Source organism: Pseudarthrobacter sp. PS3-L1 (genome assembly GCF_030063285.1).
GTDB lineage: Bacteria > Actinomycetota > Actinomycetes > Actinomycetales > Micrococcaceae > Arthrobacter.
In genome coordinates this window covers 197,366-210,642 of record NZ_JASISU010000004.1, presented here as the reverse complement: position 1 = coordinate 210,642, position 13,277 = coordinate 197,366, and the positions used below count along the sequence as shown (strand labels likewise).

The following is a 13,277-nucleotide window of genomic DNA, read 5'->3' as shown; positions in this document are numbered from 1 at the left end:
AAGTTGCTTGGTGGCCAGGACTACTGGGCGACCTGGGTAATTTCGAATGTTGCGGGCTGCTGGGCAGCGTGGGGGTGCTCGGCGCCACGGTAGACCTTGAGCTTGCCGATCTGCTGTGCAGCAAGCGAGTTCTTGGGAAGCATGCCGCGGATAGCCTTCTCAACAGCGCGAACCGGGTTTGATTCAAGGAGCTCTGCGTAGTTGACGGAGGTCAGGCCGCCCGGGTAACCCGAGTGGCGGTATGCCCGCTTCTGCTCAAGCTTGGCGCCGGTGAGGGCAACCTTCTCGGCGTTGATGATGATGACGAAATCGCCCATGTCCATGTGAGCGGCGAAAGTTGCCTTGTGCTTGCCGCGCAGCAGGATTGCGGTCTGGCTAGCAAGACGACCAAGGACAACGTCTGTGGCGTCAATGACGTGCCACTGGCGGTTGATATCGCCGGGCTTCGGGGTGTACGTACGCACGGTTTTTGCCTCGTTCTTATTCTGGCGTTCTTGTTTAGGCGTCACTGATCTCGTGCACCTACTATCTATGCGCTACCGGAACAGAGGTGAGGACTCCAGATAACCAGTCATCCATTGGTCTCGAATGTGACCACCAAGGAGTTATCCTGCAACCGGATTCAAGGTGGGCACGCATCATCGAGAAAGGACACGCACAACGACTACCAAGAATAGCGCGATAACTGCCCGCTGGTCAAAAGCACCACACCACGACGGCGGCGCGTAGAGGTAGCAGCGCCGCTCACGGCGTTACGGCATGCCGCCGGGCTCGAGTGAGCTCAGCACGTTGGCGCAGTTCAGAGTCCGTTGGATAGGCAACTTCCTCCAGGACAAGTGGGTGGGGATCTGCCAGTACCGACCGGGCGTCACGCATTTTTGCCTGTAGCCGCTGGTACATCCATCCTGGGGCCTCTATCCCCTCCCCCACCTGGAACGCCGAGCCAATCAGGGCCCGGACCATATTGTGGCAGAACGCATCGGCTTGGATATCGACACGGATAACCCCGTCGTCTTCCCTCGTGAACTCGAAGCGCTGGAGCTCTCGGACGGTAGTAGCCCGGGGCCGTGGTTTGCAGAACGAGGTAAAGTCCTGGAGGCCCAAAAGGGGCTGTGCCGCCTCGTTGAGGGACCCAACGTCGAGCTGTCGTGGATGCCACAGGGTGACATGGCGTCGCAGCGGGTCCCACAGCTTGTCACCGTCGGCAATGCGATAGCTGTACCGACGCCACAGCGCGGAGAACCTCGCGTCAAAACCATCAGGTGCAAGTATGGCGTTGCGGACTTCCACGGATCCGGACAGCTCCCGAAGTCCCCGGCTCATCGCACCCCGAACCCTGCGAAGCAAAGCCACAGCTGGGTCAAGTTCAGCTCCCCTGTTCATCTGGGCCCATTCAGACTCCAGCAGGTCCACGTGGACGACCTGGCCAAGGGCGTGGACGCCGGTGTCGGTACGCCCTGCAACCGTCACGCGGATAGGGCGTCTGAGCATCAGGGCCAGAGCCTCTTCGAGGGTCCCCTGCACAGTCCGGAGTCCCGGTTGGATGGCCCAGCCGCTGAAGGGTGCGCCATCGTAGGCAACATCAAGGCGGATACGCAGAAACCCGCCCCCTCCCTGCTGGAAGATGGCGGGCTTCTTGTCACTCATGACCCTAAGTCTAGATCACTGAGCTTGCGCGACTACTTCGCGTCCTTGGCCTCTGCGGGTGCTTCGTCAGCCGGTGCTGCCTCAGCAGCAGGAGCGTCTTCAGTCGCAGGTGCTTCGGTCTCAGCAACGTCGGCCTCGGCAGCCGGTGCAGCAGCGGCTTCCTTCTTGTCGGCGTCGCGCTTGGCAGCGGACGTGGCTTCGGCAACAACTGCCTGCTTCGGCGAAACGGGCTCGAGAACCAGTTCGATGACAGCCATGGGAGCGTTGTCGCCCTTGCGGTTGCCGATCTTGGTGATGCGGGTGTAACCGCCATCGCGGTTTTCAACAGCCTGTGCGATATCGGTGAACAGCTCGTGGACAATGCCCTTGTTGCTGATCAGGCCGAGTACGCGACGGCGGGACGCAAGGTCGCCACGCTTGGCGAAAGTGACCAGGCGCTCTGCGTAAGGCTTCAGTCGCTTTGCTTTGGTCACAGTGGTGGTGATCCGCTTGTGCTCGAACAGGGCTGCTGACAGGTTCGCGAGCATCAGACGCTCGTGAGCCGCGCCGCCGCCGAGACGCGGACCCTTAGTGGGTGTAGGCATAATTGTTTCTCCTCATATGGAAGCCGGCTGGCTGTGCATAACAGTGCACCAGCCGACCAGCCAAGATCTGCTTGTTAGAGTTCGTCGTCGCCGTAGGCGGCGTCGTCCTCTTCAATTGCTGCGGCGCGGGCGGCAAGGTCAAAACCGGGAGGTGAGTCCTTGAGGGACAGACCCAGTTCAACCAGCTTTGCCTTGACCTCGTCAATGGACTTTGCACCGAAGTTACGAATGTCCATCAGGTCAGCCTCGGAGCGGGCCACGAGTTCACCCACGGAGTGGATACCCTCACGCTTGAGGCAGTTGTAGGAACGGACTGTAAGGTCCAGGTCCTCGATCGGCAGCGCCATGTCAGCTGCCAGGGCAGCGTCGGTTGGCGATGGGCCAATCTCAATTCCTTCAGCTGCGGTATTCAGCTCGCGGGCCAGACCGAACAGTTCCACCAGGGTGGTACCTGCGGAAGCAACGGCATCGCGAGGGGCGATGGCCTGCTTGGTCTCGACGTCGACAATGAGCTTGTCGAAGTCAGTGCGCTGCTCAACACGGGTTGCTTCCACGCGGAAAGTAACCTTCAGCACCGGTGAGTAGATGGAGTCAACCGGGATACGGCCGATCTCCGAGTCACCGGACTTGTTCTGAGCTGCCGAAACGTAGCCGCGGCCGCGCTCAATGGTCAGTTCAAGCTCGAACTTACCCTTCGAGTTCAGCGTGGCAATGTGCAGATCCGGGTTGTGGAATTCGACGCCGGCCGGCGGAGCGATGTCCGCTGCGGTGACGACTCCGGGGCCCTGCTTGCGCAGGTAAGCCACAACAGGCTCATCGTGCTCGGAGGACACGGACAGGCTCTTGATGTTAAGGATGATCTCGGTGACATCTTCCTTGACACCCGGGACCGTCGTGAACTCGTGCAGCACGCCATCGATCCGGATGCTGGTGACAGCAGCGCCGGGGATGGAGGAAAGCAGGGTACGGCGGAGGGAGTTACCGAGGGTGTAACCAAAACCCGGTTCCAGCGGTTCAATGATGAAACGCGAACGGTTATCGGAGACGACCTCTTCGGAGAGGGTGGGGCGCTGTGCAATGAGCACTTAGGTTTCCTTTCGGCGAGCATCCGCTATATGACGCAACACAGGTGGTGGAAATATTGTCTTGAGACTTAACGCGGCCGGGCCTGCCCGCCCCTTTCGCAAGGTGCGGGCAAGCTCCGGCTGCCAAGTAAAGCCTTAGACGCGGCGGCGCTTCGGCGGACGGCAGCCGTTGTGCGCGGCGGGAGTGACGTCCTGGATTGAGCCAACCTCAAGGCCTGCGGCCTGGAGCGAGCGGATCGCCGTTTCGCGGCCTGAGCCCGGTCCCTTCACAAAAACGTCAACCTTGCGCATGCCGTGTTCCTGGGCGCGCTTGGCTGCTGCTTCAGCGGCCATCTGCGCGGCAAAGGGGGTGGACTTACGTGAGCCCTTGAAGCCGACTTCACCTGAAGAGGCCCAGGAGATGACAGCGCCATTCGGGTCCGTGATGGACACGATGGTGTTGTTGAATGTGCTCTTGATGTGCGCCTGGCCAAGCGCGATGTTCTTCTTGTCCTTCTTACGCGGCTTGCGAACCGCGCCACGAGTCTTCGGGGGCATTTTTTCTCCTACAGAAAGTTTATTGGGGGAAAGCTGACGCTTGGACCCTCACGTGCCTGATACTTTCCCCACCTGGGTGGGGAGATCGGCAGGTGCGGTTTAGCGCGCCTTCTTCTTGCCGGCGACGGTACGCTTCGGGCCCTTGCGGGTACGGGCATTTGTCTTCGTACGCTGTCCGCGGACGGGCAGGCCCTTACGGTGGCGTATTCCTTCATAGCTGCCGATTTCAACCTTGCGGCGAATATCTGCTGCTACTTCGCGGCGAAGGTCACCCTCAACCTTGTAGTTGCCTTCAATGTAGTCACGCAGTTCAACCAGCTGTGCGTCAGTCAGATCCTTGACGCGGACGTCGGTGCTGATGCCAGTGGCAGCCAGGGTTTCGTGTGCACGGGTCTTACCCACGCCGTAGATGTAAGTGAGCGCAATTTCCAACCGCTTTTCGCGGGGAATGTCTACGCCAGCGAGACGAGCCATAGTGGCGGTACTCCTTGTTAAACCAGAGGTCGTAGGCAGTACACCCGCACGTGCTGTGCGGCCCCAGCCTCTGACCGGGGGTCAACTGTCCAGTTCCGTAAGTTCTCACGTACTGGCCCAGCTTGTGCTGCCTTGTATTTACTTGCGTGGGTTGCAGCCCAGGGTTTCTTCTCGAAAGAAGAAATCAGCCCTGGCGCTGCTTGTGGCGCGGGTTCTCGCAGATCACCATGACCCGGCCATTACGGCGGATCACTTTGCACTTTTCGCAGATCTGCTTAACGCTCGGCTTGACCTTCATGGCGTTCCTTTGCGTGTAACAGTGTGGTCAACTGAAGCGAACACGGCTGATGCCGTGGACGCCCAGCAATTTACTTGTAGCGGTAGACGATACGACCACGTGTGAGGTCGTACGGGCTGAGCTCCACCACTACCCGGTCCTCAGGGAGGATTCGAATGTAGTGCTGACGCATTTTTCCTGAGATGTGAGCGAGAACGACGTGCTTGTTCGTCAACTCAACGCGAAACATCGCGTTGGGAAGCGCCTCAGTCACAACACCCTCGATCTCAATGACCCCGTCCTTCTTGGCCATACCCTCCGCTAACTGTTGTTGTCGCAGCCCTGACGGTTTGCACCTGACATGACCACGAACGTTTTTGTTTGGTCGGTTGTCGCCACCTAGACCCAATTGGGCGCGAAGGGGCTGACAACCAACAAACAACATTACGCCAGATCGGCGGGAAAGTTAAATCCGGTCATGGTATCGCAATCCTCGCTTGGGCGCACCATGGCCGGCAGGGTACCCAAGCAGGCCCGGTGTCAAGAAGCTACTGAATGTGCTTCGGGGCTCCGTGCGACTTCCCTCGAGCCCGGACCCGGAATGGAACGTTGTGGTGATCCCGCGACAACGGCACATGAACGGCGCTGGAAGCCTCGAACAACAAACGCGTAGCTGGGCTGTTCTCGGCCATCGACGACTTTCGGGTGTGGTTCAGTGATCTCAGTTCCCATCCGCCAGCCCCATCCACGGGCACCACCGTAAGAGTTCGATGACCCAGCAACTTACTCCGCGCCATGGTTCTGCGCTCACTGACGCTGCACCAGGTCATGATCCCGGCCAGAAGAGCAGGACGGATCAGTCCGGCAGCATGAACCACGTTCCCCGCAAACGACGCCGGTCGGCCAGGAATCGGCGCGATTTCTTCGTTTTCCTTGCTCTGGCCCTACCCAATCTGGCACTGATAGCAGTCTTCACGTATCTGCCACTTATCAACAACGTGTATTACTCCACCCTGAACTGGACGCTCGGATCAGCGTCAGCAACAGTTGTTGGGCTGCAGAACTATGTCACGTTCTTCACCAGCCCCGACGCCACGAAGGTCTTGGGAACCACAGCCGTGTTCACCCTTGCGACGGTGGGCGGATCCATGGTTCTAGGTCTACTCGTGGCACTGGCCCTCAACACTGGGGCCCGCGGCACCACATTCGCCCGCTCGGCAGTCTTTGCACCCTATGTACTCTCAGGCGTCGGCGTGGGGTTGGTCTGGCTATTCATCTTCGATCCCGGCTATGGAGTGCTGTCATGGCTCCTGCGTGGGCTGGGCCAGCAAAGCCCGCAGTGGATCAATGACCCGCAACTGTCCCTGGCCATGGTGATCATCGTCTATGTGTGGAAGAACCTGGGCTACTGCGCAGTCGTTTTCCTTGCCGGGCTCCAGTCGCTGCCAACCGACGTCCTAGAAGCGGCAGCCCTCGACGGGGCAACGCCTTTCCGACGCTTTGTCAGTGTGTCCCTTCCGCTGCTTTCTCCCACTACTTTTTTCCTGCTCATCACGACCATGCTCAGTTCGCTGCAGGCATTCGACCTGATTCGCATCATGACCCCACTTGGAACAGGGACCAGCACGCTCATTTATGAGTCCTACCTGCAGGCGTTCGGAGCGTTCAACCGGGCTGGCTACTCTGCTGCCATCTCCGTGGTACTTTTTGCGATCCTCCTGGTCATCACAGTGGTCCAGCTTCGCTTCGTAGAACGGAAGGTGCACTACTCATGAGCACTCCCCCTGCACCTGTCAAAGATTCCAGCCCAGGAACAGAAACCGTGCCGGCAGACATCGCGCGACGTGGCCCCTTCAGTAGGGCGAACCTCATCGGCACACTGCTTGGCAGTTACCTCCCCCTGATTATTGCCGTCCTTGTAGTCTTCCTTCCCCTGCTCTGGATGGTTCTGAGCTCCTTCAAGAAACCCGGCGAGATCGTAACACTCGACCTCTCGTTACTGCCGGCAGGCCTGGACCCGGAAAACTATCGGGTCGCAATGACCACAGTCCCTTTCGGTCAGTTCTTCCTCAACAGCACCATCGTCACTGTGGTTGGTTCCAGCATCAAGGTCCTGCTGGCGATACTCACGGCGTACGCCTTGGTTTTTGTCCGTTTTCCGTTCAAGAACGCCATCTTCGTTCTGATCCTGGTTGCCCTTATGGTTCCACCCCAGGTCTCGATTCTTCCCAACTACATCCTCATTGCCGGTATGGGAGGAAAAAACACCCTCTGGGGGATCATTCTCCCTGGGCTTGGGACAGCATTCGGTACATTCCTGCTTCGCCAGCACTTCCTCACACTCCCTGCCTCAATTCTTGAAGCAGCAGAGATCGATGGTGCAGGACATTGGCGACGCCTATGGCAGGTTGTCGCGCCTGTCTCGCTTCCCACGATCGCAACGGTGGCCCTGGTGACGGTTGTCAGCGAATGGAACGAATACATCTGGCCGCTGATCATTACCGATAAACCCGAGAGCATGACCCTCCCTGTCGGGCTCACACTGCTCCAGAACTCCGAGGGCAACGGCGCCGGCTGGGGAATCATGATGGCCGGCGCAGTCCTCGTGATCCTGCCCATCCTTGTGGTGTTTGCAATGCTGCAGCGGTATATCGTCGCCGGCCTCACCCAGGGCAGTGTCACAGGCTGACTGACCTGCCCCAGGCCCACCGCACTAACCGGACAACTCAGAGCTCTTCCTTTTCTCCTCCACCGCAAACGCCAAGGTCCCCAGGCTTGCTGGGCACGGCACCATTGAAAGGCATCACCCATGGCACTGAATCTTGATCGAAGGCTTTTCCTCTCCCTCGCTGGCGCTGGAGTCGGCGCCGCCGCACTGACCGCCTGCGGTGGACCCGCTACTGGTTCCGACACGGCAGCGACCCCAGCTGCCGACGTCGACTTCGCAGGTGTCACGCCCGCAGCATCGTTCGATTTCTGGTCCACCCACCCCGGCAAGTCGCAGGATGTCGAAAAGAGCCTGATCGAGAAATTCCAAGCAAAGCATCCGGACATCAAGGTCAATCTGGTGACCGCAGGAGCAAACTATGAGGAAATTGCGCAGAAATTCCAGACTGCCCAGGCAGCCAATTCTGGGCTGCCTGCCCTTGTGGTCCTCTCCGACGTGTGGTGGTTCCGCTACTACCTCAACGAGAGCATCATTCCCTTGGACTCCCTTATCACCAAGCTGGATGTGCAACTTGGTGATTTCCGCACTTCCCTGGTGGACGACTACAAATACGACGGAAAGCAGTGGGCGCTTCCGTACGGACGGTCGACACCCCTGTTCTATTACAACAAGGACCACTTCGCCGCAGCGGGCCTGCCGGACCGCGCACCCGCCACGTGGCAGGAATTCGCAGGCTGGGCACCCAAGCTAAAGGCCGCCACCGGCGCGCAGTATGCGTTCATGCACCCCGCGCTGGCCGGCTACGCAGGCTGGACACTTCAGAACAACCTGTGGGGCCAGGGTGGCGCATGGTCCAACGAGTGGACCATGACCTGCGATTCACCGGAATCTGTAGCTGCCCTCCAGGCGGCCCAGGATTCGGTATACAAGGATGCGTGGGCTGGGGTGTCGTCCAAGGAATCAGCCGACGATTTCTCCGCGGGTCTGGCCTCGGCCACACTCTCCTCCACAGGTTCACTGATTGGTGTCCTGAAGTCGGCCCCTTTCCCGGTTGGTGTCGGTTTCCTCCCGGGCGGGCCAAAGGCCACCACGGAGGTCTGCCCCACGGGCGGCGCCGGCCTCGGTATTCCCAGCGGTGTCACCAAGGAAGAGCAGCTCGCAGCAGCCATGTTCTTGCAGTTCATCACTGAACCTGAAAACACAGCTGCGTTCTCAGCTGCCACCGGCTACATGCCGACTCGTAAATCAGCAGACATGAGCGCAGTCCTCGCCACTACACCACAGATCAAGACAGCCATGGATCAGCTTGCGGTTACTCGGGTGCAGGACCACGCCCGCGTCTTCATCCCCGGGGCCGACCAGGAGATGGCGAAAGCAGCCGCGAAGATCCTGACACAGGAAGCAGATGTGCAGGCCACCATGACCGAGCTGAAGGCCACTCTTGAGGGTATCTATGAGATGGACGTCAAACCACGACTCAAGGCGTAGCGTCGCTGCCGTGATGGCAGCCGCACACAGAACGCACTGATCCCTGGTACTGCAGCCTTTCGGCAGCGGTACCAGGGATCAGTGCGTTCATCATGAATCTCCCATGAGACGGGGACTAGGGAATTGGCACAGGGACAACACCCAGCGGAGCAAGCTTCGCGGCTCCACCGTCAGCTGATGACAAAACCCAGATGCCGCCGTCGTGAACTGCCACTGAATGTTCCCACTGGCAGGCACGCTTTCCATCCGTGGTGACAACCGTCCAGTCGTCCTCCAGGACGGCCGTCTCAATGCTTCCGAGGACCAGCATCGGCTCGATTGCCAAGCACAGCCCCGGGCGTATCTTCGGACCGCGATGGCTGGTGCGGTAGTTCAGCACATCTGGTGCCATATGCATTGCCGAACCAATACCGTGCCCCACATAGTCCTCGAGGATGCCCAGGGGTTTGCCCGGAACGGACGAGACGTAATCGTCAATGGCCCCGCCAATGTCACCGACATGCTTGCCCGTGGCCAACGCCGCGATCCCCCGCCACATTGCAGCCTCCGTGACCTCTGAGAGACGCATATCATCCGCGGACGCCGTGCCAACAACGGTGGTGCGTGCAGAGTCTGAGTGCCACCCATCGATAATGGCCCCACCATCAATGGAAATGATGTCGCCATCCTTGAGGATGCGGCTCCCGGGGATCCCATGCACCACTTCCTCATTAACTGATGTGCAGATAGTGGCCGGGAAGCCGTGGTACCCAAGGAAGTTGGACGTAGCACCGGCATCCCGGAGAACCCCTGCAAACACGGCGTCCAGATCCTTGGTGGAGGCCCCCGGGGTAGCAGCAGCCACCGCTGCATCAAGGGCCCTGCTGAGGACGACTCCTGCCTCGGCCATGGTGCGCATCTGCTGGTTGGTCTTGTATTCAATACGAGGCTGGCTGAAAGCCATGATCGGGTCCTTTCACAGACGAAAAGGCCCCTCCCCATTCCGGGGAGGGGCCTCATGGAACGTTCTGGGCTGAATCAGGAGCCCTGTGCCTGTTTGATGGCTGCCATGACACGATCCGTGACCTCGTCAATTCCGCCAATGCCATCAACCTTGGTCAGGACGCCACGTTCGGAATATTTTGCCACGACGGCTTCCGTCTGGTCGTGGTAGAGATTCAGCCGGTGCCGAATGACGTGCTCGTTGTCGTCGCTTCGTCCAGTGTCCTTGGCCCTACCCAGGAGGCGAACCACCAGCTCCTCGTCATCTGCAGTCAGCTGCAGAACTACATCGAGCTTGTCCCCTGTATCTGCCAGGATTCCTTCAAGATAATCGACCTGCGCGGTTGTGCGCGGGTAGCCATCTAGCAGAAATCCTTTGTCCACGTCGTCCTCGCCCAGACGATCGCGCACCATCTTGTTTGTCACGCTGTCGGGAACAAAGTCACCAGCGTCCATGTATTTTTTGGCCTCGACGCCCAGGGGGGTCTCACCCTTGACGTTGGCACGGAAAATATCTCCGGTGGAAATCGCTACAACACCTAGGCGCTCGGAAATCTTTTCCGCCTGGGTACCCTTACCTGAACCCGGAGGTCCGATAATCAACATTCTGGTCATCGCAATAGCCCTTCGTAGTGACGTTGCTGCAACTGTGCGTCAATCTGCTTTACGGTTTCCAACCCAACTCCGACCATGATCAGGATTGAGGTACCGCCAAACGGGAAATTCTGGTTCGCGTTGATCAGGACCAGGGCGATCAGCGGAATCAACGCAACAGCGCCGAGGTAGATGGCACCCGGGAGCGTAATTCTGGACAGGACGTACTGCAGGTAGTCAGCGGTAGGCTTGCCCGCCCGGATACCGGGGATAAAGCCGCCGTACTTCTTCATGTTGTCCGAGACCTCTTCAGGATTGAAGGTAATCGCGACGTAGAAGTAGGTGAAGAACACAATCATGGCAAAGTACAGCACCATGTAGATGGGGTGGTCGCCTCGGGTGAGGTTGTTGTTGATCCACTCAACCCAGGGAGCTACCGGCTCGCCGTTCGTTGGCTGATTGAACTGGGAGATCAACCCGGGGAGGTACAACATCGACGACGCAAAGATGACGGGCACGACGCCGGCCATGTTCACCTTAATGGGGATGTAGGTGCTGGTGCCGCCTACTGTGCGTCGCCCAATCATGCGCTTGGCGTATTGCACCGGGATCCTGCGCTGGGACTGCTCAACGAAGACCACCAGGGCAACGGTGAGGATACCCACGAGAAGAACGATGAGGAAGGTGCCAGGGCCCTGGGCCGTCCAGATGGCACCCAATGACGTGGGGAAGCTCGCAGCGATGGAGGTGAAGATCAGCAACGACATGCCATTGCCGACGCCCTTCTCGGTCACCAGTTCGCCCATCCACATGATGAGACCAGTGCCGGCCGTGAGGGTGATGATGATGAGGATCGTGGTGATGAGGCTGTCATCCGGAATGATCGGCAGGGCACACCCGGGAAGCAGTTGGCCTGAACGGGCCAACGACACCAGGGTGGTGGCGTTCAAGAGTCCCAGGGCGATAGTCAGGTAACGGGTGTACTGCGTCAACTTTGACTGCCCCGAAGACCCTTCTTCGTGCAGCTGCTGGAAACGGGGAATGACCACCCTCAGGAGTTGCACAATGATACTGGCCGTAATGTACGGCATGATGCCCAACGCGAAAATCGATACCTGCAGCAGTGCACCACCGCTGAACAAGTTCACCAGCTGGTACAAACCGCCTGCCGTTTGTCCGTTCTGGAGGCACTGCTGGACGTTCTGGTAGTCCACACCCGGCGAGGGGATGAAAGCACCCAAGCGGAAGATCGTGATGATTCCGAGCGTGAACAGCAACTTACGTCGCAGATCAGGCGTCCGGAACGCCCGGCCAATTGCGCTAAGCACGCGTCCTCCTGAGGGGATGGAAAGAAAGGAAAAGGTGGGCGTCAATAATCCCAACAACCGAGTCTAGCGGGTGATCATGGCCAAGGAGCAATTCTAGCGAGTTTCCAAAACAAAAAAACTCCCGGCCAGAAGGGCCTAAGCCCTCCCAACCGGGAGTTTTACACCATGCGATACCGTAACAGCCCTAGGAATCCCTAGAGCGAAGTAACAGTTCCGCCTGCTGCTGTGATCTTTTCTGCGGCAGTAGCCGAGAACTTGTCAACGGTGACGTTCACCTTGACGGTGATGTCGCCGGTGGCGAGAACCTTGACGGGCTGGTTCTTGCGAACGGCACCCTTCGCAACCAGGTTCTCTACGGTGACGTCGCCACCATCCGGGAACAGCTCGCTGAGCTTGTCCAGGTTAACAACCTGGTACTCAACCCGGAACGGGTTCTTGAACCCGCGCAGCTTCGGCAGGCGCATGTGCAGCGGCAACTGGCCACCGGCAAAGCCAGCCTTGATCTGGTAGCGGGCCTTAGTACCCTTGGTACCGCGACCGGCGGTCTTACCCTTGGAACCTTCACCACGACCAACACGGGTCTTGGCGGTTTTGGCACCCGGAGCGGGACGCAGGTGGTGAACCTTCAGGGCGTTCTGCTTCTCAGCAGTGGCGTCCTGTGCCTTTACGGCGGTCTTCTTCTCTGCCATTTACTTCGCCTCCTCTACCTTTACCAGGTGCGGAACCGTGTTGAGCATTCCAACGGTTACGGAATCGGCGGTGCGGACAACAGTGTGCCCAATCCGCTTCAGTCCGAGGGACCGGAGGGTGTCGCGCTGGTTCTGCTTGCCGCCAATGGCGGACTTGATCTGAGTGATCTCCAACTGTGAGTCAGAGGGAATCAGGTTCTTGGCCATGGCCTAGGCTCCTGTCTTCTGGTTCAGCAGTGCCTTGACCAGGGCCGCCGGAGCAACCTCGTCCAGCGGCAGGCCGCGGCGTGCTGCCACAGCTGCCGGCTCTTCGAGTCGCTTCAGGGCATCAACCGTGGCGTGCACGATGTTGATGGCGTTTGAAGAACCCAGGGACTTGGAGAGGATGTCGTGGATTCCCACGCATTCCAGTACCGCACGCACCGGACCGCCAGCAATAACACCCGTACCGGCGGAAGCCGGACGGAGCATGACGACGCCTGCTGCTGCCTCACCCTGCACACGGTGCGGGATGGTGCTGCCGACGCGGGGAACGCGGAAGAAGGATTTCTTGGCTTCTTCAACACCCTTGGCGATGGCTGCGGGAACTTCCTTGGCCTTGCCGTAGCCCACGCCGACCATTCCGTTACCGTCACCAACGACGACGAGTGCGGTGAAGCTGAAGCGACGACCACCCTTGACGACCTTGGAAACGCGGTTGATGGTTACGACGCGCTCCACGAACTGGTTCTTCTCAGCTTCGCGTCCACCGTCGCGGCCACCACGGCCGCCACGGTCTCCACGGCCCTGGCCACGGTCACCACGCTCGCCGCGACGGGCGCCGCCACGGCGATCGTCAGCAGCGGCTGCGGGTGCAGTAGCGTCAGTGGCTGGTGCAGCTGCGGCAACAGTTGCCTTCTGATCTGCAGACACAGTGTCCTTTTCG

Annotated in this window: 17 protein-coding genes; 3 read left to right on the top strand and 14 right to left on the bottom strand. The window is 59.4% G+C overall.

Annotated elements, in window-relative coordinates; all coding sequences use genetic code 11:
- Positions 1–20: 20 nt before the first annotated feature.
- From rplM to infA, 8 genes are all read right to left on the bottom strand, one after another.
- Positions 21–464 (bottom strand): 50S ribosomal protein L13, encoded by a 444-nt coding sequence (gene rplM / locus QMG79_RS12320; RefSeq protein WP_283538892.1) that lies wholly within the window; start codon positions 462–464, stop codon positions 21–23.
- A gap of 280 nt (positions 465–744) precedes the next feature.
- Positions 745–1,647 (bottom strand): tRNA pseudouridine(38-40) synthase TruA, encoded by a 903-nt coding sequence (gene truA, locus QMG79_RS12315; protein WP_283538891.1) that lies wholly within the window; start codon positions 1,645–1,647, stop codon positions 745–747.
- A 32-nt stretch (positions 1,648–1,679) separates the two neighbouring features.
- On the bottom strand, positions 1,680–2,231 hold the full coding sequence (gene rplQ, locus QMG79_RS12310; RefSeq protein ID WP_283538890.1) for a 50S ribosomal protein L17: 552 nt from the start codon (positions 2,229–2,231) through the stop codon (positions 1,680–1,682).
- 74 nt (positions 2,232–2,305) lie between these two features.
- A complete protein-coding gene (locus tag QMG79_RS12305; RefSeq protein ID WP_283538889.1) occupies positions 2,306–3,316 on the bottom strand; it encodes a DNA-directed RNA polymerase subunit alpha in 1,011 nt (336 codons plus the stop codon).
- Between the two features lie 135 nt (positions 3,317–3,451).
- Positions 3,452–3,853 (bottom strand): 30S ribosomal protein S11, encoded by a 402-nt coding sequence (gene rpsK, locus QMG79_RS12300; protein WP_018769149.1) that lies wholly within the window; start codon positions 3,851–3,853, stop codon positions 3,452–3,454.
- A 99-nt stretch (positions 3,854–3,952) separates the two neighbouring features.
- Positions 3,953–4,327: a 30S ribosomal protein S13 gene (rpsM, locus tag QMG79_RS12295; protein ID WP_283538888.1), complete on the bottom strand. Its 375-nt coding sequence runs from the start codon at positions 4,325–4,327 to the stop codon at positions 3,953–3,955.
- A 184-nt stretch (positions 4,328–4,511) separates the two neighbouring features.
- Positions 4,512–4,625, bottom strand: coding sequence for a 50S ribosomal protein L36 (gene rpmJ / locus QMG79_RS12290; protein ID WP_009358722.1), 114 nt, complete (start codon positions 4,623–4,625; stop codon positions 4,512–4,514).
- 70 nt (positions 4,626–4,695) lie between these two features.
- The gene (gene infA / locus QMG79_RS12285) at positions 4,696–4,917 is read right to left on the bottom strand and encodes a translation initiation factor IF-1 (protein ID WP_011775571.1); all 222 of its coding nucleotides are present in this window, start codon (positions 4,915–4,917) and stop codon (positions 4,696–4,698) included.
- 556 nt (positions 4,918–5,473) lie between these two features.
- Between infA and QMG79_RS12280 the strand changes: the two genes are divergently transcribed.
- From QMG79_RS12280 to QMG79_RS12270, 3 genes are all read left to right on the top strand, one after another.
- The gene (locus QMG79_RS12280; protein ID WP_283539249.1) at positions 5,474–6,379 is read left to right on the top strand and encodes a carbohydrate ABC transporter permease; all 906 of its coding nucleotides are present in this window, start codon (positions 5,474–5,476) and stop codon (positions 6,377–6,379) included.
- Complete coding sequence (locus QMG79_RS12275) at positions 6,376–7,293, top strand: carbohydrate ABC transporter permease (RefSeq protein ID WP_283538887.1); 918 nt, start codon at positions 6,376–6,378, stop codon at positions 7,291–7,293. Before QMG79_RS12280 ends, QMG79_RS12275 begins: the two co-directional genes overlap by 4 nt.
- Positions 7,294–7,413: 120 nt before the next feature.
- Positions 7,414–8,760 carry an ABC transporter substrate-binding protein gene (locus QMG79_RS12270; RefSeq protein WP_283538886.1) on the top strand — a complete coding sequence of 449 codons (1,347 nt, stop codon included), beginning with the start codon at positions 7,414–7,416 and terminating at the stop codon, positions 8,758–8,760.
- Between the two features lie 115 nt (positions 8,761–8,875).
- On the opposite strand, the gene map is transcribed toward QMG79_RS12270, so the two are convergent.
- The 6 genes from map to rpsE form a co-directional block, all read right to left on the bottom strand.
- Positions 8,876–9,703 carry a type I methionyl aminopeptidase gene (map, locus tag QMG79_RS12265; RefSeq protein ID WP_283538885.1) on the bottom strand — a complete coding sequence of 276 codons (828 nt, stop codon included), beginning with the start codon at positions 9,701–9,703 and terminating at the stop codon, positions 8,876–8,878.
- A gap of 74 nt (positions 9,704–9,777) precedes the next feature.
- Positions 9,778–10,347, bottom strand: coding sequence for an adenylate kinase (locus QMG79_RS12260; RefSeq protein ID WP_283539248.1), 570 nt, complete (start codon positions 10,345–10,347; stop codon positions 9,778–9,780).
- A gap of 5 nt (positions 10,348–10,352) precedes the next feature.
- Positions 10,353–11,663: a preprotein translocase subunit SecY gene (gene secY, locus QMG79_RS12255; protein ID WP_283538884.1), complete on the bottom strand. Its 1,311-nt coding sequence runs from the start codon at positions 11,661–11,663 to the stop codon at positions 10,353–10,355.
- Positions 11,664–11,857: 194 nt separating this feature from the next.
- The gene (rplO, locus tag QMG79_RS12250) at positions 11,858–12,352 is read right to left on the bottom strand and encodes a 50S ribosomal protein L15 (protein WP_283538883.1); all 495 of its coding nucleotides are present in this window, start codon (positions 12,350–12,352) and stop codon (positions 11,858–11,860) included.
- Positions 12,353–12,559, bottom strand: coding sequence for a 50S ribosomal protein L30 (rpmD, locus tag QMG79_RS12245; protein WP_283538882.1), 207 nt, complete (start codon positions 12,557–12,559; stop codon positions 12,353–12,355). It lies immediately after the preceding gene.
- A gap of 3 nt (positions 12,560–12,562) precedes the next feature.
- Entirely contained in the window at positions 12,563–13,264 is a 702-nt protein-coding gene (gene rpsE / locus QMG79_RS12240) for a 30S ribosomal protein S5 (RefSeq protein WP_502934747.1), read from the bottom strand.
- Positions 13,265–13,277 lie beyond the last annotated feature (13 nt).